This is a genomic window from Halostagnicola sp. A56, from assembly GCF_000691505.1.
In the GTDB taxonomy this organism is placed as follows: Archaea; Halobacteriota; Halobacteria; order Halobacteriales; family Natrialbaceae; genus Halostagnicola.
The window spans coordinates 188,755-207,798 of the sequence record NZ_JMIP02000025.1 but is presented as its reverse complement, the minus strand read 5'-3'; the positions used below and the strand labels follow the sequence as shown (position 1 = coordinate 207,798).

26 protein-coding genes and 2 pseudogenes are annotated in these 19,044 nt (G+C 53.1%); 18 read left to right on the top strand and 10 right to left on the bottom strand.

The features are described 5' to 3' along the window. Window positions 1–5 precede the first annotated feature (5 nt). A complete protein-coding gene (locus EL22_RS15145; RefSeq protein WP_050052252.1) occupies window positions 6–944 on the top strand; it encodes an archaellin/type IV pilin N-terminal domain-containing protein in 939 nt (312 codons plus the stop codon). A 26-nt stretch (window positions 945–970) separates the two neighbouring features. Further along, window positions 971–1,063, top strand: a pseudogene (locus EL22_RS19030) (archaellin/type IV pilin N-terminal domain-containing protein); the annotation flags it as partial. A gap of 3 nt (window positions 1,064–1,066) precedes the next feature. Here EL22_RS19030 and EL22_RS15140 read toward each other — a convergent pair. Further along, window positions 1,067–2,641 (bottom strand): annotated as a pseudogene (locus EL22_RS15140) (TraM recognition domain-containing protein); the annotation flags it as partial. Between the two features lie 172 nt (window positions 2,642–2,813). Between EL22_RS15140 and EL22_RS15135 the strand changes: the two are divergent. Continuing rightward, entirely contained in the window at window positions 2,814–3,977 is a 1,164-nt protein-coding gene (locus EL22_RS15135; RefSeq protein ID WP_050052251.1) for a glycosyltransferase family 2 protein, read from the top strand. Window positions 3,978–4,003: 26 nt separating this feature from the next. On the opposite strand, the gene EL22_RS16640 is transcribed toward EL22_RS15135, so the two are convergent. From EL22_RS16640 to EL22_RS17565, 3 genes are read right to left on the bottom strand one after another with little or no spacing between them, the layout of a single operon-like run. After that, a complete protein-coding gene (locus tag EL22_RS16640; protein ID WP_082146845.1) occupies window positions 4,004–4,696 on the bottom strand; it encodes a glycosyltransferase family 4 protein in 693 nt (230 codons plus the stop codon). Continuing rightward, entirely contained in the window at window positions 4,689–5,183 is a 495-nt protein-coding gene (locus tag EL22_RS19465; protein ID WP_197075951.1) for a glycosyltransferase, read from the bottom strand. The genes EL22_RS16640 and EL22_RS19465 overlap by 8 nt, the downstream gene beginning before the upstream one ends. Window positions 5,184–5,238: 55 nt before the next feature. After that, window positions 5,239–6,162: a hypothetical protein gene (locus EL22_RS17565; RefSeq protein WP_156184201.1), complete on the bottom strand. Its 924-nt coding sequence runs from the start codon at window positions 6,160–6,162 to the stop codon at window positions 5,239–5,241. A 604-nt stretch (window positions 6,163–6,766) separates the two neighbouring features. Between EL22_RS17565 and EL22_RS15125 the strand changes: the two genes are divergently transcribed. Continuing rightward, complete coding sequence (locus EL22_RS15125) at window positions 6,767–7,048, top strand: hypothetical protein (protein ID WP_050052249.1); 282 nt, start codon at window positions 6,767–6,769, stop codon at window positions 7,046–7,048. A 5-nt stretch (window positions 7,049–7,053) separates the two neighbouring features. On the opposite strand, the gene EL22_RS15120 is transcribed toward EL22_RS15125, so the two are convergent. After that, a complete protein-coding gene (locus EL22_RS15120; RefSeq protein WP_231588003.1) occupies window positions 7,054–7,287 on the bottom strand; it encodes a hypothetical protein in 234 nt (77 codons plus the stop codon). A 273-nt stretch (window positions 7,288–7,560) separates the two neighbouring features. Between EL22_RS15120 and EL22_RS15115 the strand changes: the two genes are divergently transcribed. The 9 genes from EL22_RS15115 (at window position 7,561) to EL22_RS15070 (ending at window position 13,849) form a co-directional block, all read left to right on the top strand. Continuing rightward, a complete protein-coding gene (locus EL22_RS15115) occupies window positions 7,561–7,977 on the top strand; it encodes a helix-turn-helix transcriptional regulator (RefSeq protein ID WP_082146843.1) in 417 nt (138 codons plus the stop codon). Then, entirely contained in the window at window positions 7,974–8,291 is a 318-nt protein-coding gene (locus EL22_RS15110) for a hypothetical protein (RefSeq protein WP_050052248.1), read from the top strand. Before EL22_RS15115 ends, EL22_RS15110 begins: the two co-directional genes overlap by 4 nt. Continuing rightward, on the top strand, window positions 8,288–8,566 hold the full coding sequence (locus EL22_RS15105) for an ArsR family transcriptional regulator (protein ID WP_050052247.1): 279 nt from the start codon (window positions 8,288–8,290) through the stop codon (window positions 8,564–8,566). Before EL22_RS15110 ends, EL22_RS15105 begins: the two co-directional genes overlap by 4 nt. Further along, entirely contained in the window at window positions 8,563–9,177 is a 615-nt protein-coding gene (locus EL22_RS15100; RefSeq protein ID WP_050052246.1) for a hypothetical protein, read from the top strand. Before EL22_RS15105 ends, EL22_RS15100 begins: the two co-directional genes overlap by 4 nt. Beyond that, window positions 9,174–10,208, top strand: coding sequence for a site-specific integrase (locus tag EL22_RS15095; protein WP_050052245.1), 1,035 nt, complete (start codon window positions 9,174–9,176; stop codon window positions 10,206–10,208). The genes EL22_RS15100 and EL22_RS15095 overlap by 4 nt, the downstream gene beginning before the upstream one ends. A 516-nt stretch (window positions 10,209–10,724) precedes the next feature. Further along, window positions 10,725–11,072: a hypothetical protein gene (locus EL22_RS15085; RefSeq protein ID WP_050052243.1), complete on the top strand. Its 348-nt coding sequence runs from the start codon at window positions 10,725–10,727 to the stop codon at window positions 11,070–11,072. 124 nt (window positions 11,073–11,196) lie between these two features. Further along, window positions 11,197–11,715, top strand: coding sequence for a hypothetical protein (locus tag EL22_RS15080; protein WP_050052242.1), 519 nt, complete (start codon window positions 11,197–11,199; stop codon window positions 11,713–11,715). Beyond that, on the top strand, window positions 11,712–12,230 hold the full coding sequence (locus EL22_RS15075) for a DUF488 family protein (protein WP_050052241.1): 519 nt from the start codon (window positions 11,712–11,714) through the stop codon (window positions 12,228–12,230). Before EL22_RS15080 ends, EL22_RS15075 begins: the two co-directional genes overlap by 4 nt. After that, window positions 12,230–13,849: a hypothetical protein gene (locus EL22_RS15070; protein ID WP_050052240.1), complete on the top strand. Its 1,620-nt coding sequence runs from the start codon at window positions 12,230–12,232 to the stop codon at window positions 13,847–13,849. The genes EL22_RS15075 and EL22_RS15070 overlap by 1 nt, the downstream gene beginning before the upstream one ends. Window positions 13,850–14,356: 507 nt before the next feature. On the opposite strand, the gene EL22_RS15065 is transcribed toward EL22_RS15070, so the two are convergent. From EL22_RS15065 to EL22_RS15045, 5 genes are all read right to left on the bottom strand, one after another. Continuing rightward, window positions 14,357–14,641 carry a hypothetical protein gene (locus EL22_RS15065; protein ID WP_050052239.1) on the bottom strand — a complete coding sequence of 95 codons (285 nt, stop codon included), beginning with the start codon at window positions 14,639–14,641 and terminating at the stop codon, window positions 14,357–14,359. After that, complete coding sequence (locus EL22_RS15060) at window positions 14,631–14,936, bottom strand: hypothetical protein (protein WP_050052238.1); 306 nt, start codon at window positions 14,934–14,936, stop codon at window positions 14,631–14,633. Before EL22_RS15060 ends, EL22_RS15065 begins: the two co-directional genes overlap by 11 nt. Before the next feature lie 238 nt (window positions 14,937–15,174). Beyond that, window positions 15,175–16,062: a hypothetical protein gene (locus EL22_RS15055; RefSeq protein WP_050052237.1), complete on the bottom strand. Its 888-nt coding sequence runs from the start codon at window positions 16,060–16,062 to the stop codon at window positions 15,175–15,177. Then, on the bottom strand, window positions 16,062–16,586 hold the full coding sequence (locus EL22_RS15050) for a hypothetical protein (protein ID WP_050052236.1): 525 nt from the start codon (window positions 16,584–16,586) through the stop codon (window positions 16,062–16,064). Before EL22_RS15050 ends, EL22_RS15055 begins: the two co-directional genes overlap by 1 nt. Next, window positions 16,579–16,809, bottom strand: a complete 231-nt coding sequence (locus EL22_RS15045) for a hypothetical protein (RefSeq protein WP_156184200.1) — start codon at window positions 16,807–16,809, stop codon at window positions 16,579–16,581. The genes EL22_RS15050 and EL22_RS15045 overlap by 8 nt, the downstream gene beginning before the upstream one ends. Window positions 16,810–17,069: 260 nt before the next feature. On the opposite strand from EL22_RS15045, the gene EL22_RS15040 reads away from it, so the two are divergent. From EL22_RS15040 to EL22_RS15020, 5 genes are all read left to right on the top strand, one after another. Continuing rightward, window positions 17,070–17,327: a hypothetical protein gene (locus EL22_RS15040; protein WP_050052234.1), complete on the top strand. Its 258-nt coding sequence runs from the start codon at window positions 17,070–17,072 to the stop codon at window positions 17,325–17,327. 1 nt (window position 17,328) lies between these two features. Then, window positions 17,329–17,658 carry a hypothetical protein gene (locus tag EL22_RS15035; protein ID WP_050052233.1) on the top strand — a complete coding sequence of 110 codons (330 nt, stop codon included), beginning with the start codon at window positions 17,329–17,331 and terminating at the stop codon, window positions 17,656–17,658. A gap of 115 nt (window positions 17,659–17,773) precedes the next feature. After that, complete coding sequence (locus tag EL22_RS15030) at window positions 17,774–18,172, top strand: hypothetical protein (protein ID WP_050052232.1); 399 nt, start codon at window positions 17,774–17,776, stop codon at window positions 18,170–18,172. Further along, window positions 18,172–18,480, top strand: a complete 309-nt coding sequence (locus EL22_RS15025; protein ID WP_050052231.1) for a hypothetical protein — start codon at window positions 18,172–18,174, stop codon at window positions 18,478–18,480. The genes EL22_RS15030 and EL22_RS15025 overlap by 1 nt, the downstream gene beginning before the upstream one ends. Continuing rightward, window positions 18,477–19,043: a hypothetical protein gene (locus EL22_RS15020; protein ID WP_050052230.1), complete on the top strand. Its 567-nt coding sequence runs from the start codon at window positions 18,477–18,479 to the stop codon at window positions 19,041–19,043. The genes EL22_RS15025 and EL22_RS15020 overlap by 4 nt, the downstream gene beginning before the upstream one ends. Window position 19,044 lies beyond the last annotated feature (1 nt).

The window sequence follows — 19,044 nt, the reverse complement described above, 5'->3', positions numbered from 1 at the left end:
ATCTAATGTTTGAGAAAATTACAGACGAAGACGAACGCGGACAGGTTGGTATCGGTACACTCATCGTGTTCATCGCGATGGTGCTTGTTGCAGCGATTGCAGCAGGCGTGCTAATGAATACGGCTGGACTGCTCCAGTCCCAGGCAGAAGCAACGGGCCAAGAGAGCACGGATCAGGTCTCGAACGTCGTCAGTATTGACTCGTCGACTGGGTCTGTTGCTGCGGATGCAACCGCTATTGAGGATGCGAACTACCGAATCAATGACAACATTGTTGCAGGAAGCATAACTGATCTGTCAGTAGGAACCAGTGCTGGAGGGTCAGAGATCGCTGGTAATGTCGATCTTGCTGCAGCAGAACAAGCGCTCGAAGACGAGGATCTCACTGATAGTGACTCCTTCCACATCACTGTGCATGAAATTGATGGAGAGGCTGCAAGTAATGTTCTTGCTTCTGGCACTGGCTCACCCACGCAGAGTGGAGCAATATCCGTTCCGTCTCTCAGTGGTGGTGACACCGTCGTAGTTGGCCTCACTGAAACTAGTGATGCTCTGGCCGCAAATCCAAGCAGTGAAGACGTAGTCGATGAGAAAGCCATCGATTCCGTTGAGATGATGGTTTCGCTCGGCCCGGGTGCCGATGCGGTTGACCTCAATGCTGCTACGTTCGAGTACGTTGGCGGAAACACGATTCGTGGCGATGCAGACGGATTCGACGGGCTCTCGATCCAGGACCTAGATGGTACAAGCGCTGATAGCACCATTCTCGAGTCTGGAGATACGCTTCAGATCGAGTTGCTGCTCCACGATAATGTTAATGCGAACGCCGATGCGATCGCGGCAGGCGACGAGGCGACGTTTACTATCAACACTGCGGACAACTCCCAGACGACGGAAGTGCTGATGGCGCCATCGACGCTGACCGACGAAGCGTTGATGCTCTAAAACGGCATCTACGTTTTCATTATTTAATGTACGAGACGGCCTCTGACGGAGATAGACGCGCACAAGCAGGCATTGGGACGCTGATCCTATTCGTAGCGATGGTACTCGTCGCTGCGCTAACCTGGTGCCTCAAGCATCCTCTCGAGCCGACGCGCTGAGTGAGCGAGACTCTCTTCTCCCGGTCGCACGACGAATAGTGGGGTCCGGTCATCCGCTTGCGCTCGTTTGAGGTTCTGCAGAACTTTCGCTGGCCGATTCGGCGTCGTTGTTTCGGCTTCGAGAGCAAACTCACTATCGTAGTTGGGATGGGTGGCCGTCCCATCGGGTTGTTCGCTCCCATCTTGTTCGAGGATCTCAACAGAGAAGCCACACTTCGTCAAGGCGGCCTCGAGATCGAATAGGAGAGAATCATGTTCCGAGCCACCCGCAGAGCGCACATCCCCAGTTTCGGGTGTCGCAACATCTTCACCCTCGTCAGTTAATCGAGCGACGACCGTATCATCGTGTGCACTGAGATCGACATCGATCAGGGGCGACTCCCGACGCACATCAGGGAATTCCTCGAGTGGAGTCTCTGTAGTGAGGCCTTCAGCGGTATCACCGTCCTCACTCTCCAGTCGCTCGATCACTTCTGCGTCGATGTCGGTCACGGGAACCCAGCCGTTCTGCTCGCGAACGTCCTCCCGCAATTGGACAGTTCGAATCGCTTCCGCCATCACCCGGTCGACAGTAAGCGCAGCGGGACTTGCCGCCGCATTGTACTCGCGATAGATGAGATTGCGAAGGATTTCGTTATCCGTCAGTGGGTCAGTTCCATACCGATCGAGACTCTGCTCGATGATCTGATCGACAGCATCTGACCCTCTGAGAGGAGGATACGGCGGAAACGTTCGGATCAAGACGGGTTCAGAGTACCGCCCACCTGAGAGGGGGATCCGCGTCCAGACTTTGAACTGGTCGGTCGTAATGAGGTCCTCTGCCGTATAATCACGGAACCGTTTCATCAACAACTCAGCATCATCACTGTCGTTGACTGAGAACGTGAGGAGGTTATCACAGTTATTCTGCATCGCTTTCAGCGTGTCCTCCTCGAACTGAGAGGGATACTGCGAGGCCAGAGTCACGGAGAGACGCATCGACCGAGCACGGGCTAACATCGACTCAATATCGAGATTATCGCTGGCGATGTCGTCGAACTCGTCACAGAGGACGAAGTAGGGATCCGGTTCAGTATCGAGTTCGTAGGACCGCCGCTGGATAGCACTCCACAGGTTCCGCATCACACCCAATGTAACCATCTTCTTGATATCCGTATTCTCGACAGGGGTTCGGACGATAACGATCCGGTCGTTGTCGATGATATCACGGAAATTGATCGTACTCTCTCGATGGGCGATGATCCGCCGGATCACCGAGTTCTCGACCCAGGATTTGATCCGTTTCAAAAGCGGCCGAACCGTCTCCTCTTCCATCTCCGCGATTTCGAGGCAGAACTCACGGATATAGGGATCTTCGACGTCGAGCGCGAAATCTTCGCGACGATCGGCGTTGAGCAGGATGAAGTACATATCAATGATCGAAAACGGCTTTTCGGACTTCATCATCGCTCGAGCCATCGACTCGGTGATCGCCTCCATGTTGATGCCCCAGTAGTCGGACGTATCGAAGACCGCTTTCAGATTCTCGACTCGACCATCGTTGATTTATTGGGGAGATGCGATCTAAATAAAAGTGCATACAAAAGAAGATACGAAGCTTACATGATAATGGATGACAAATGAGAATGTTATTATTAGGACTTGAAGGCCATCAAATGGCCGAAGTATACACAGGACTCCAATCCACAGTGTGGAAAACACGGATTAAGACATGATGTTAGAAATCGTGGTGCAGGCGATTTTTTGGGGATCGCTCGTTGCTGTTCTTCATACGTATTTCACCTACCCTATTTCTATATGGGTAATCTCCTACATTCAGGATAGAAATCAGCAGAAGCGATTCCCGGAATATCCGTCTGTTGCTTTGATTATTGCCGCATATAACGAAGAAGAGATAATCTCAAAGAAGATAGAGAATAGTCTCGAGTTAGAGTATCCGAAGGAAAAACTCAACATCATCGTATTCTCTGATGCTTCAAGTGATCGTACAGATGAGATAGTGAATGAGTATTACGATAGAGGTGTTGATTTAGTTCGCATTGAAGGGAGAGTTGGCAAAACACAATGCCAGAATGAAGTTGCTAAGATGGTTGATGATGAAATCTTGGTGTTTTCTGATGCAAATAGCATGTATGAACCTACAGCGATTAAAAATCTGATTCAAAAATTTTCTCCAGAAACAGGTTGTGTCGTTGGAGAACTACGGTATCAAGAATCCAGTGAGGTAGAGGGAGAGTCATTCTATTGGCGGTACGAATCATTTATCAAGCGAATAGAGTCACAAATTCACTCACTAGTGTCTGGTAATGGCTCAATTTATGCAGTGAAGAGTTCTTCGTACGTCCCACTCACACGTGATTCTATTAGTGATTTTGCTGAATTACTCGAAATCATTCGGAATGGTGAGGTAGTTAAATACGCACCTGAAGCAGTTGCATATGAGAAAACGGCAGAATCCACAAGTTCCGAACTCTCTCGCCGTATACGGATTATAACTCGTAGTTGGAACACGATGATAGATTTCGTTGATTTGTTAAACCCGGCTCATAATAATTTAATTTCGTACCAACTATTATCCCATAAAATACTCCGTTGGCTTTCTCCAATATTCCTATTCGTGATCTTATTCGGAAACGTGGTATTGGTCATCATCACCTCCTCTATTTTTTATCAAATAACCCTCGCTACACAGTTCATTTTCTATGTATTAGCTACGATTGGTGCACTGACAGACAGATTTGATATTCAGGAGAGTTTGATCACACACGTTCCCTACTACTTTCTTTACTCAAACTATGGAATGCTATTGGGATTATTTAAATTCCTGTCGAGAGACAACATCGTAACATGGGATACTGAGAGTCGTGATGGATGAATTCAGCATTGATCAAATCCATTCGGTTATGTTATTGACTTGTAAATCTGTTCGACTTGCTTTGCATTTTCATCCCAAGTATAGTTGACCGCTGTTGCACGTGCAGCAGATCCAATTCGATCCCGTAATTCTGGAGACTCAAGTGATTTATTGACATATCTTCTAACATCTGATGGGTCTTGTTGTTGTGCTAAAAAACCATTTTCTCCATGTTCAATGTATTCTGCAGGTCCTTCTCCTTGACAGGCAATGACTGGAATCTCACAAGCCATGGCTTCTAAGTAGGCAATTCCAAATGCTTCCCTATAGCTAGGTAGCACAAACAATTGGGAGTTCCATAAATACCTGAACACTTCTTTGTTGGGAATCTCACCAAGGAATTGTATATCAGTAACACCCAAATCCTCAGCTTTGGCCTCGAGTTTTGACTGTTGTTGTCCACTTCCAATGACTAGAAATTGGAAATCTTCAGAAACGTGTTGAAGAGCTTCAATTGTTACCCAGTGCCCTTTTGTTTCAATCAGGTCTCCAACTGCGATAATGGTTTGTTTATCATCTGCTATTTCAGGAGGGGAATGAGAACTTTGCTTTCGATCTATAACATCTATTGGAATTCCATTTGGTACTACGTGAACTCTTTCTATATTTCCGTATTTTTTCAGCATAGAACTCTTCAGAGTTTGGCTGTTTACAACCACCGCATCCGATTGTTCAAGCACTTTTTTTTATAAAATAGCGATTTACTACTTGATCATAAAGTAGATTCACGTCTGCTCCATGGATAGTCGTTACAAGAGGTACATCGAAATATTCGCGCATAGCTAACGCAGCATAGCCATTGGGTTGGGCAACATGGACATTGATTATATCTGGATCACAGTTGCTTGACTCCAATTGCTGTACCCAATTCTTCGAACGGAATCGAGAAACAAGTGCAGTGACCGGTTGCGTCCATGGATTAGGAAGAGATAGTGTCCTTGGATATTTCACATGAACGCCGGATTCCTTTCTTTCATATTGGACTTGAGAATGCAACCGGCGATACTGCTCAGGTAGTCCCGGTATTGGTGGCACATACGGATGCGGAGAAAGTACAGTTATCTCATGCCCTCGTTGAGAAAGTTTTGAGACTTGATATTGAACAAACACACCACACGCAGGACGGACCTCATCTGGATATAGGTTCGATAGAACTAGGACTTCCATAGAACTAGTTGACTTGTTCTGCAGTTTATCAGTAGTGATTTTGGATATGAGTGAGTTACCTGTATCCGAGCGATTCCAATCGAGATTGAACAGTACCTTCGTCGAGCTGCTCATACTGAATCGGGGGCTCAGATTGTATTGTTCGCCGATTACCTTCTATTTCTACCCAAGGAACCGTCAATAGATTTGGATGTGGGAATCTGGTTGGATGGCCATACATCTGGATTGGAATAGGGTACCCTTTTTCGCCAATCAAATTGGCATGATCTGATGTAATTACACTTTTCCCATCTATACTCTGGAGGAGATTTCGCACATGCGGTACTACGAGACGATGATTTTCTCGGTATGCTTGAATCAGCGTTTCTCTATTATATCTACTGTTCAACATCTGCTCTTTCCATGGATGAGGTGACTCTCTTTCACTTAGTGTTTGGCCAAAACCAGAGGATATTTTTTCGCCAGTCTCTCCAATAAAAGGGAAATGAGGTTGCATAAAATGTATTATGAGTCGTTTATTTGGGAATCGTTCTGCTGTTTCGATTGCCTTGTCAACTACCACACTTGGCAAAACGGTTTCTGAGTCTTCGTCCCAGTCAGAACCAAGCAAATTAACTATATGGTGGAAGGTTCCCGAAGGAATACTTTCAACATGAGGATTGGAGGTCACGTATACTGTATCGTGATGTTCTTTCCCAATATAATGGTGATTCATGAAACCAAGGCTAGCACTTGCCGGAGATCTCCGCGACTCGATTTCAGTGTCCTCAAAACTGGCTTCTTCACGAAAAATATCGTATCTGCACGCATCGAGGAGAATTAAATTGTCCCAGTCTTCCTGCAGAAAATCAGTCTCGGGGAAGCTGTGTTTTCGCTGGTAGTACTTTTTGTTGATCAATAAGGGCGCGTTTCGAATATCTTCGACCAGGAGACCTGCAGCTTCTGAAATCCGTGACGGATTCTGAATCAGTGAAATCAAAGACGATAAGTTATATCTCTTGGACACGGTCAACCACTGGCTGCATGTACAAGTTTTCTCGTATCTAACTCTCTATTACGAACTGCGGCCGTATGCTCGCCAAGATAATCGGACAAAATCCGACTGGGAGGAGAACAAACTCGATCAACTCCCAGAGATCTGTGGGCGACTCGACCGAAGTGAGAGCGTGAAAACCTCTGGTGGGATGATCCGTGCATCGTCATCTGTCTCGGTCTCTCACGCAGATGTCGATAATCTTCTCAGTGTTAGTGAGACGATGGACGAGATCTCTCACGAACTCGGATTCACAGCTGCAGTCGAGACGGAGACTCCAGAGCGCTCACATAATCCACGAGGAGATACGACGCGAGGTCGGTATCTGAGTGCCCTGGAGAACAAATACGACCTGATCACGTCAACAGGGACCAGTCGCGGGACAACCTACGCCGTCTCCGACATCTGAGGACTTCTGCCACTTCTGCCCATCTTTTGCCCATCGGAGTACAGCCTTTCTCGAGTATGAATTTTGGCAGTAGAGATGTTTTGATCTCTTTCTGCCCATCGCCGGTGTACTCTTAATCAGTCCTCGTTCCTTCGTCGATCCATGTCAGTCAGGATTGGCAACTCGAATCCCGACGAACCGCGGCTGAAAACCGAACTCGAGGACGGCCGCGAAGTCGAGATCGAGATACAGGGGAGAGTCAAAAACAAACGCCGGATCGATGTGCGTGTCGATCAGGGGCGGCACTGGGTGTTCGCAGTCCAGGAGGAAACTGCCGGACTCGTGCTCACGCTCAACGAGATCGGGAAGCGAATCGACAACGAGGTTCCCAGCTGGCTCGAGCCAATGCTCCAGCGGTTGGGGCTCGAGGGGATCGAAGCATGAATGGATTACTCGCTGCTAAGAAGAGCCGCATCCAGTTCTCCCTCGAGATACTGTTCTCCTTCCTCGGAAAGTGTGTAGAATCCTCTCGAAGGACGGTTAACGAGGCCATACGATTCGAGGGTTCGGCATCGTCTCCCGATGTAGTTGCTATTACTCCCAATTGCGTCACCGATCATCTTGGGGGTGCCTGCGCCCTCCTTAGCAAGAAATTCGAGAATTTCATCGTCCGACCTTGTCATCCAATCAGCACGCTTTCTCATCCCTATAACTATGCTCAACATAGATTCTTGAAACTGAGTCGTCAAGTACTATTAGGGATGTTATTAATACCTTTCCGGATTTTGAAACTCTCTGGAGGTACGTTAGCCGTACATTTATATCACTTGAGTGTAGACTATGGGTCAGCGCGAGTTCCACGTGGACCTGACTGTCCGTTAGGTCCGCTCCGAAAATGCGGTCCGGTGCTAAGGACACCGGGTCCGCGCGGCTCGCGTAGAGATGGTACGCAAGCCATGTACGACGACGACACACGGGGTATTGAATGCCCCGAACGACCAGCGGAATCGGCTACGACTAATCAGCGCGTTCTCTGCGACGGTGGCACCACGTGGGGGAACCTCACCGGGTTCCAGCGTGATTGCCTCGAGTCGATCGCCCGGCTCGAGCGTGACGACGAGACACCGTACGGACTTGCGATCAAGGAACTGCTCGAGCCACAGCACGGCGACGTTCTTCACGGGCGTCTCTACCCGAACCTCGATACGCTCGTGGAACTCGGACTCGTCGAGAAGTCCGAACTCGACAAGCGCACGAACGAGTATGCGCTGTCCGACGACGGTCGTGGACTCTTAATCCAGCGCGTTGAGCGCTTGGCGGCCGCGTGCGAGATGACGACCGCTGTCGCCGACAATGTGGGTGAGCGGGCATGATCGGCGTCGACGAACTCTCCCAGGAGGAGATCGAGCGCGTCGTCAACACGCGCGGCTTCCAGAAGATGCTCGCCTACCGGCGGCTCTCCGATGGGATCGAAGTGCTCGAGGATGAAGACCAGATTTTCGAGTCGATGGTCTCGTCGATCACGAAACAGCATTCGCAGGTGCGTTCGGAAGACAGCACGCGCGAGTTCTTTCGACTGTTCCGTGACGAAGTGGAGACGTTCACCGAGGGCCTCGCTGACGAGGAAAACGGTGCGGACCAGGGCGATCTCGAAGACCTCTACGTCGACGACGGTGATGAACGATGAGCGGCGAGCCAGGACAAGTCCCGATTTCCCTCCTGCAGTTCCCGAACAGTCGGGCGGAGATCTGGATGGCGCTCTCCGAATCGAATCCTCTGTTCGTCGACGAGATCGTGGTTCAGACGGGCTGGTCCACTCATACCGTGCAGCGCTCTTTGCAAGATCTCAGAGACGCGAATCTTGCGCAGGCGCGGCCGGAGATCGGTGGGAACTCTCTCAAGTGGGTTCAGTTGGATCCTCGAGATTCGCAAAAAGCGGTCGCAGATGGTGGTTCGAAATGAACGGCGAGTCCTCCGATGGGGCTGAGGGCTGGGCGCACGGTAACGAGTTCGTAACCATCGTCGACGAAGAGCACGACGGCTGGGGCGTCGGCGTCTGGAATAAGACTGAAGGTGTCGAGATTGTCGAGTTCAACGAGAACGGCGAGCTCGTGGACGGTATCCCGCTGTTCACTGATGAGGACATTCAGAGCGTGATCGACACGCTCGAAGAGACCCTCGAGATCGACGCGGTGACGATGAGCGGTAAGTCCTCGAGCGGTACTAACCCGCAGTTGATCTGCGAGGATTGTGGTGAATCGCCGATCCTTGTGTCGCTGGATGGCGGCGTTGACTACGGTGTCGAATGCAAATGCGAACGCTCCGACGGCACGCCCATTGGGTCCTACGTTGACCTGCCTGGTCGGTTACCTGAGGCGTGGTCTATGTCTGATGTCGATACTGAGCACGTCACCGAAGCGCGTCGAATGGCGATGCGAACAATTGAGGACTGGACAAATCTTTCCGACGACGAGAAGTTTGGAACGCTCCACCAAATCGTTGATCGGCTCTCGAAGGCTGAGGCCGACCGGCAATGCGAGCCGGGTAATGATCAAACCGGGGGGTCTCGATGAGTAAAGATCGAGATCTCACTCCGCGAGAGGCACGCGACCGGTTTCTTCTCCGACGAAAATCGGAGAACACGGAGAACACCGTTCGAAGTTATCGAAACCGACTGACTCGGTTTGTCGAGTGGGCTGAGCAGAACGAGATTGAGTCGATGGCAGAGCTTGATGGCTGGCTCCTGGACGAATACCGGGCACATCGAGAGGATGTCGATGTCGCACCGACGACGCTGAAAGGGCAGCTGGTCGCACTCAAGCAGTTGCTCGATTTCTGTGTGTCGATAGACGTCGTCGACGACGACGAGCTCCCGAAGAAGGTCAACATCCCGGAACTCTCGAAGGATGAAGAAACGAGCGACGATCTCCTCGAAGCTCAAGACGCGCGCTCGCTTCTCGAGTTCTATCGGAATTCCCGCCGTCACTGTGGGGTTTCGAGGCACGCCCTTCTGGAGGTGCTGTGGCACGTTGGGCCACGTATCAGCTGTGTTCGTGCGTTGGATCTCGACGACTGGAATCCGGCGGATAGGACGCTGAAGTTCCGGAACCGGCCACCAACGCGCTTGAAAGACGGAACGGAACACGAGCGGAATGTCGTTGTTTCGGAGGACGTAGCTGAGGTTCTTGACCTGTATATCGCGCGTGAGAGAACGGAGATCCGTGATGAGAACGGGCGCAAGCCGTTGTTTACGACCCTTCAGGGACGTGCTTCGGAGGCGACTATTCGCGGGTGGAGTTATCTCGCGACGATTCCGTGTCTCGATGTTGAGTGTCCACATGGAAACCGTCGACCGACTTGCGAGTTCACGGAGCGGTCTGACGTTAGTAAGTGTCCCTCGAGCCGTTCTCCCCACGCGGTGCGAACGGGTTCGATCACTTGGCAGTTGAATAATGGTCTGAGTTACGTGAAGGTCGCTCGGCGAGTTGCGGCTTCGCCTGAGACCATCCGACGTTATTACGATAAGCCGGATCACGAACAGGATCTCGATCGGCGTCGCCCGATCACGGAGAAACTCGACATCAAAAACGACGACGAGGACTAATCATGTATTCAATTGTTCATGAGTTACATTTAGGAAGGGTGTTATCGATAAATGCAGGACTGCGGGCCCTCCGACCCCATTCCTCCGTTAAACTTACTCTAAAAACCAAGATATTAACTCTCCGTAAAGAGGTTTCTGTCCCTCGGAGGTGGACATAATGCAGCGCTGGGATACCCAACGAAACGACCAGCGCTGTCTCGAGTGCGGTTCCCACGTTACCCCACAGTTCGGTCGCGTCTACGGAGACGAAGACGATCGCGCGCATCGCTGCACAACCTGCGACACCAACAAACGGCTCAGTGACGGCAGTGCAACCGGGAAGCACGTACCACTTCCAGATCCGTTGAACGACCCAGGTCGGTTCAATTCAACTCTTGAGGATCTGCCGTCTCAGGTCCGATCCGCGATACAGTCTCGAGCAGTCGCGACCGACGGGGGTGAAGAACGGTGAGCGATCACTGTGCAGACGGTACTGAACGCGATGATGTAGTCCGAAGAGAGAACCGCCACGGGGTGATGAAGGACCGCGTCCTGACGGACATCGGAACAACTGTAGTCGAGACGCCGAAGCGGATAGAGAATCCCGTCACGGGGCGCACGGAAGACCTGACGAACCTCAGCAAAGACGGCTACTGCCGTCGGTTCCTGGCCCATCTCTCGGCTTCCAACTCTCCTGACGTAATCGACCTCTCGTCGTCTCCCGTCCTGACTTTCGACAAGGATCGGTGGGAGATTGAGGAGAATGGTGGTGCCTTCGTCTTGGTCAAACGAGAGGCGGAGGGTAGATTCGGCGAGAAGATCCTTGGAAACTACTGCACACAAGACACGGATACTGATCGGTCGGAGGACGGTGGTTCGCAGTGAGCTACTCGCAGACCTGCGACTCCTGTTCGAAGTCGTTCACGGCGGCCGCTCGATTTTGTCCGTTCTGTGGACAGCGAGTCCACCTCTCTGAAAGCTCAACACGAGCTGTAGCGGGTGACTCAGAATGAGCCGAGCAGGACAGCAGTCCCGGCTCGCTGCTTCGAGGCAAGCAGGTGATCGATCCGAGACGGTCGTCCTCGAGCACGTCGACGATCTCCGCTACGTTCCTGACTCGGAGTCTCAATACTACGACGCTATTTGCGAGAGCGTGATCGGTCCCAGCGAGCGTCTTCCATTCGTCGGAATCGTCGTCCTCGAATCGGGCACTCCAGTCGAGATCAAGAGCGTGTCAGTCGTCTACGGGAAGGGACAGCGACGGGGCCGGTTTCAGCCACGTCGCGGGCAACACGAGAAGCTCCTCGAATCTGGGGGGGTCTATCTCTTCGCAGTTTGCGCACCCCACGATCGAGAGTTGATCGCGATGAAGGTCGTTCCGGCGACCCAGATCGATCACCTCATCGATGTAGTAACGGACGGCTGGCGCTCCGCTGGAACAGATCGAAGCGAAGAGTACGTCCAGTTCAGTTGGTCTCGAATCTTCGATCCAGACAGCGTTCAGCGGAAGGGAGGTGCGCCGGCGTGACCGTTCGAACGACGTACTTCACCGGACTCTCACCGTCGTCGTCGATCGAACCAGCGGCCGACGACGATGTATTCGGTGTCGTTCGACGCCCTCGAGACTTTATCGACCAGCTGGTCGACCGGAATATCCCGGCTGTCGCACCCCCCGAACCGCTACTCGAGGCGTTCAAGACCGTCGAGAAGGCCGCGAAGCTGAACGACGAGTCGATTCCGGCGGCTGTCGCCTGGGATTCCGTCGACTACGAGCAACGCTACCGCGCGCATATCGCACGGACGGGGCCGGCCGTGGTCGTGGATGAACTACGCGATCGCGCTCGCGAGCGTGATATCTGGCTCGTGTGTTGGGAGAAGGATCCGCGCTGGTGTCACCGACGGTTGCTCGCCGAGACGATCGTCGCCGACCTGGAGGACGTCGAGTTGGTTCACCATCCAGATCCGACCACGATCCCGCTCGAGGTCGACGACCAGGAGGACGACGCCGACGCGACGCTGGCGGATTTCGCCGGTGATGCCTGATGGCGCAGGTCGAAACGACGCCTCACGAAGTGGAGGGGCGATGGAAGTGGCCCGATTGGGGCCGTGGCCCCTACGACGCGCTTTCGTCGATTATGCTCGGTCCGCCATTTGAGGGTCACCTCGAACTGGATGTCGAGATCGACGGCGAGCCCTGGCACCTGGTCATCAAATACCAGAAATCGGGTTTTGCTCCACGACTCTCGGATGGAATCAACGCCGAGAGGCTGTATGAGTGGGATATCATTGGCAGCGGTCGCGGTGAGCGGAAGGCATCGTTCAATATCTCGCCGCGGTTTCCGAATATGCGCCATTGGGAGACCGGCGATCCGGTAAATCTTCCCTGGGAGAATCAGGTGGGCGAAGTCGATGGTGTCGATGTTGAATTCCACACAAGTAACATCGAGCCAGAGCGCGGCCTCGAGCTCCTGCCAGAGTTCTACGCTGCTATATTCGAACATGCAGGTGAACGAATCCACTCGAGTTATTTCCGCGAACAGCCGCACTCAGCCAGTCGAATGTGGGCGTACGAACGCTACGTTCGAATCCGTCGCGAGTGGGCGGAAAAACTCTCGTCAGCCGGTGTGCTCCAGAAAGTCGCGCACTACCTATCCGATCTCAAGGGCGTGAAAGCTGAGTTGCACATCGACAACGAGGAAGTCATCAACCACCAGAACCGGCTCTTTCTGTATCCCACGTCGGCGAGTAAACTGCTTCCTGGCCACACCTTCGGGCGCAAACTCGAGATCTATCAGCTGAAAGATCCGGACGCAGTCTCAAAGGATCACCCATCCTACCATCCGAAAGTCGAGGTGCTGGTGAACAAATCGATGAACGACGGTGAGGCGTGGGCGTGGGACGATCGTCACAAAGTGACCGAGCAAATCGAGGAAAACCTACTGAACGCGCTCCACTGGGAAGATATTCCGCTCAATCCCGACGGAAACGCCGTCTACATTGCGGACGACCATTTCGACGCCGTTGCGCGAGACGAGTCGGTCGAACTGTACGAGGATCCGACGCCGCGCCTCGAGGCGAAGTCGGACCATCTGTTGCTAACGACGCTGCGCGATATGGGTGAGACTTCGCGGGAGGTCACAGAGACCGTCGCGACTGATGGCGGCTCGACGATCGATGCCCTGGTCGACCAGCTGGGCAAGCACCCCGCGACGATCTACCGCGCGATCGAAGATCTCGACGACATCCTCGAGCTGGATCAGGGCGATATCTCGTTCCGCGCGCGAAAATACCGCGAGGAATTGCGCGCGCTTGTCGAGAGCGCTGAGTACGCGATCGGGAGCTACGCCGATCGAATGCAGCACTTGATGGGACTCGCCGATCACGTCGCCGAGTCGTCGCCGTTCCAACAGTGGCTTGCCGAGAACGGTGCTGACCTTGAGTTCGACGATAGCGGGGATCCAAAGCGAATGCGGATCGATACGATTCTCTCCCAGTTGAAGTCCGACAGCTTCGAGCACGTCGCGACGATCGCGGCGGAAGCTCTCGAGAAGTGGTCGAAGTCGGGCAACGATCCGACCGTGCTCCGCGGTGCGCAATTGTCCTGGAAGACTCCCGGCGGCGGGAGCGAAAGCGGATTCGTCGGCGCTGTTGCGGATCGGTGAGTCAGTCTCCGTAGTGGTAACACTATTTTGGGTGCCGTTTTCTACAAGCCAGCTTGAGTAACACGACTTCTTAGACAAATCTGGTTGGACTCGAGCCCTCGAGGGCGGGGTCCGCGGGCCGATCGCGCCGCACCATATGCGGGGTCGTTTCGCGCTACGCGCGAAAGCCCCCTTGCCGGCACCATTTCGGACGTGGAGTCCTACTCTGTTTGAGAATCAAGAACTGTTTTCGGCCAGCAATCCATGCACATGCGTGCATTCGATTCCATTCGAGTAGTGGTCTCATATTGATCGAAAGGACCAATCCCGCATTCTGTCATTAGCACCGCCCCATCTGGATCTTCATCATATGCCGAAATGATTGCATGACAAACTGCGGAGTCAGAGCCCTCTAATTCGATCGCGGAGTGGTGCGAAAGTTCTTGATCAAATTCAGGGGCATTTACCGTCATTGAATTTCTCTCTATCTTACAACTACTTCAAAAGTTGGAGGCCGATGTACTCCTGCTACCTGAACCTGGGTCCATCAAGCATAGGCAGCGCAAAGAAGAACGACCAAACAAAGAACAGAATCACAACGATCACGACGGCGGCGTACCCGCCGATCGAGTAATAGAACGCTATCGTCTCTGGGACAGCACTACCGATGACCTCGAGTTGATACCAAACCATCGAGATAAGGTTAGGATCCTGTTCGATGGTTCCCGAGTTTCGGACGACACCAGGGACGACGAGTATCACTGGAATGCCGAGAAACCCGAGAAGGTACACGTTGACCCCTCTATCGGACATAGTCTATTAGACGAACAAACACGCCTTTCGAACTTGGCTCAGCCTCCTCGAGCTGATCGAGCGCGACCTTCTCCGTATCGGTCACTCGGACGATTTCAGTATACTCCATCAGCTGATCAACGTTTGCCATCGCCGTCTCTGTGAACGGAATCTGGATCTTAAACCGTGTATAGCCGCGGTGTTTCTCGATATGGCCGTGGGTATCACCGAGGGAGAGGGACGTGTATCCACACTCCAAACAGCGGAAGAGAACGAGGTCGCCGTCTGCTTCATACTGCTCGTGTAGCAGGCTCATCTCGAGGACACCTCAATTGGCCTCGATCGTCGACGCGATCTCGACGTCGACGACCCTGATCGAGAGTCAAAAACAGAACAGAGAACAGAATCGATCCCGCACGCGACCCCCGTGGCGGAACCAATCAACCCTCTCAAACTGCTATGCGTGTATACTAATACATATAGTGCTCTTTTGATTATTTTCGCGGCCGAATCCCGACCCCTTCCTGCGATTTTGTGAGTGAGCACGAAAATCATTATTCTCGTGCGATTTGGCCAACTCGTTGCGGAGAGAGGTCGAACGCTGGGGCGATATCCTTCTTCTGCAGGCCACACTCGTTCACTAAGGCCCTGATGTAGGTATCGCGTTCTTCGCGTTCGATCTCCTTGCGTTGCTTCTCGAGCATCTCATCAACCTTCGATTTTCGTATCCAGTTGCTTCCTTCCTCCTTATCGTCGATGTGGTCCTGCTTCTGCCGACCCATCATCTTGAAGGTCTCAGACTTGTCCATATTTGGCCACTCGAAGACCTGCATCGTCTCGTAGTAGACGTAGCCTTTGGTCCGATGGACCTTCTTCTGATAGATGCGAGCCCGGCCTCGGATCTCGATATTGATCCAGAAGTCAGCCAGGAGCTCGAGCCGCCCATCGATCATCTCTGGACTCGGCAGGTTCACGAATGCAATGAGTTCCCGGACTCGCTCCTTTGCCCAGGTGTGGGATGCATCGACGTTCTCGTTCTTCATCGCCCGTCGCGGATCGAGTTGTTCGCCCTCCTCGAGAACAACAGCGGACTCGGCGGGGACCTTTCCGTAGAGCCCAAAGAATTCAGGCGGGTCGATCGCGATCTTCTCTTTCGAAAAGCCACTGTCGGTCGTGTCACAGATATAGCCCAGACAGTCACAACAGTTCGATTTGCCAACGCCGGTCTGGGCGTGATCAGCCGTGACAAGTGTCTTCGCGTCCCGACCCTCGAGTTTCCGTTTACCGATCTCCTGGAAGAACGGACCAGAGAAAGATTTGTCAACGGGGATCTCGTGATCGGGATCGGTCGTGATAGGCCGCTCGCCCTCGGGACTCGTCGAAACGTTCTCGACATCGATCCCGGTTTCCCAGAACGCGTGTTGGACTGCAGCAGACGACATTATTCATCCCCCTCCGGGGCTTCTGGAAGGTTCTCGAGCGCTTCGTACTGTCCTCGCTCGGTAAGTAGCCCTCTCAGATCGGACATAGTCGCTTCGTTGGTTGGAGTCTCCGTCTCGACTGCAGCTGTGAATCCGAGTTCGTGAGAGATCTCGTCCATCGTCTCACTAACACTGAGAAGATTATCGACATCTGCGTGAGAGACCGAGACAGATGACGATGCACGGATCATCCCACCAGAGGTTTTCACGCTCTCACTTCGGTCGAGTCGCCCACAGATCTCTGGGAGTTGATCGAGTTTGTTCTCCTCCCAGTCGGATTTTGTCCGATTATCTTGGCGAGCATACGGCCGCAGTTCGTAATAGAGAGTTAGCACGGTCTCCTCGAAGCGGACGTGCGCCTCGAGCGGGACAGTCCCGTTCGTGAGACGTGCCTGATTCAGTTCCGACCTCGCCCGATGCATCCGCTCGATCGATTCGTTGAGCGTCTGCGAGTACGCCCGTGGCTCAAAGTCTTCCTCAGTCATTGTCTTTTGGGAGAACGATTAGCGCGCCGGTTTTGCTGTCAATCCACGTCCTGACTTTCGATTCCGATGAGAGGCCGTGCCAACTGACATAGGTCTGCGCTAAGACCATTTTCTTAGTCTCGGACCCACGCCCGTTCGAATTGACCGTGTACTCGCCCAGACCGATCACTTCTCGTTGCTCGAAGTTTTGCGCGGCCTCCAGTATTTGTTCAGTTTCGGTCACACTCATTGTCGATATCTAGTGCAACCGTACATATACAGCGGCTTAAGTGGCCACGCTTGTGGCCAGTTGAGTGGCCAGATTAGTGGCCACTGGTGCGAAATATGATATAACCGGCTCATATAGCGGATCGCATGCCCTTCGGCATACAACAGTTCACTAACCGAATCCAAACCAAACTTGCGCGGTCACGAGACCGTGCCACGGTCAGAGTTGGCGCTGCAGAACGTGAAGCCGATCGCCTAACAGATCGGATGCCAATCATGGCCGAGGTGCGAATGATCGGCGGCGCGCTGGTCATGATCCTGCTCATCGTCTACATTCTCAACGAGGTCTACAACTCGATTCAGTTCGAGACCGATACAGATGGGAATTATACCGGCCCATTCGGCTCAATCGTAGGCGACCTCGAGACGATCGGTGTTGCAGCCCTTGGGCTTCTCGTGCTCGCACTGCTGGTGATCGCCGCGCAAGCGATTATGCGCTTCTTTGGGTCAAGCGGATTCGGCGGAGGACGGTAACATGATTGATACACAAACGTTCAACGAACGGTACGATGATGCAAAGGCCAGTGCTTCGAACGCACAGGAAAAATTAGCCGATACGATGCCCATCATGGCCGAAGTGCGAATGATCGGCGGCGCACTGGTCATGATCCTGCTTATCGTCTACATCCTCAACGAGATCTATGGCTCGATCACTGTTTCGGATGGGCCATTTAGTTCGGTCGTCACGGATCTCGAGACGATTGGTGTCGCAGCCCTCGGACTTCTCGTGCTCGCCTTGCTGGTGATCGCCGCGCAGGCGATCATGCGGTTCTTCGGCTCCAGTGGCTTCGGAGGAGGGCGGTGATACCAAGATAGGCCACACCTTGTCCGTGTTTTTCGTGTGCTCACCAGCCAGCAGACCTATATAAACCATGAAGGGATCCCCCTGGACCATACTGATCGTATTCGTGACGTTAGCATTGCTTCTCCCAGCCGTCGGTATCGGATTTGAGGATGCAGCGCAGGAACAGCAGATCGAGGGCGAGTCGATTACGCTCGCGGTCAACGAGACGGTTCCCCTCGAGCATGCTGAGGACGTGACCGACAACCAATCCATTACCGTCACGGATTCCAGCGGGACCGAGTTGGTCAACGGAGAGGATTACGAGTTCGACGGCGAGGGGATCGTGACCCTCACCGAAGGCCTCGATGGAGAGGGCGTTACTGTCGATTACGTCATCGAAACCCAGACTGAAGACACCCAGGACGTTGGGCAACTCCTATCCATCTTTGACAGTTGGATTGTCGGACTCACGCTCTTCGTCGTCGTTGGAGCGATCTGGGCGATGACATCGATCAGTCGCGGAGGTGGGTACTGATGTGGTCTGGTGCCTACCTCGCTTTGTTCGCACTTGCGTGTGGATCAACGTACTTCTACGTCATCGAAGAGGAGTCGATCGAATTCACGAGTGCGATCGCCTCGAGCTGCTGGGGGCTCTTGGCCGTCTCTGGAGACACAATCGCGGTTGTCTCTGAAGGATCCGATCCTACGACCATCGTCTCTGCTGGAGCGGCACAATATGTGATGGCCGGACTGGCCATCCTCTCGATAGCTGCCCTAATAGGCGCGGTTATCGGTTTCTACCCGACTGATCCAGAGATTAACGACAACGAATACACACCATGAGCGAACCCGATCCAGAACAAGAACAGAAACGGCGGGAAGAGATGCAGGCTCACCAAGCAGCGAGCCGGCACGCCAGCCAAGCCGCCTCAAAGACTTCATTCGAGCATCTGCAGCGAGCCGAGTTCATCGATAAGCTGAGTGATTCGGAAGTCTCGAGTGAGTTCTTCGAGGAAATCGAGGACATCCTCGGCCCGGAACTCTCTCGAATCCACATGCTCGCCAACGAGGGAGAAGAAGAGCATCATCGGCATTTTTGGCTGAACGAGAATCGAGCGGAGCAAATAATCGCCGAACACAACCCCGGCCGACTCTGTAAGGGTCCGGTTGCCGCGATCGCACAAGGCGTTCACAATACCGACGAGAACGTGAAAACCGGATTCACAGAACAGCAAAAACGGATGGTCTGGGAAGCGCTCTCGGTCAAATCCGGTATGCAGAGCCTTGCGAAAGGAAACCGTGGGCTTCGGAGCCTGACTGAGGCAACGGCTGTCACAAAGCACGAACACGGTGACGAAGGCGATTCGAGCAGTGGCAAGCGGTTCTACAAACGGGTGTTTGGATAAC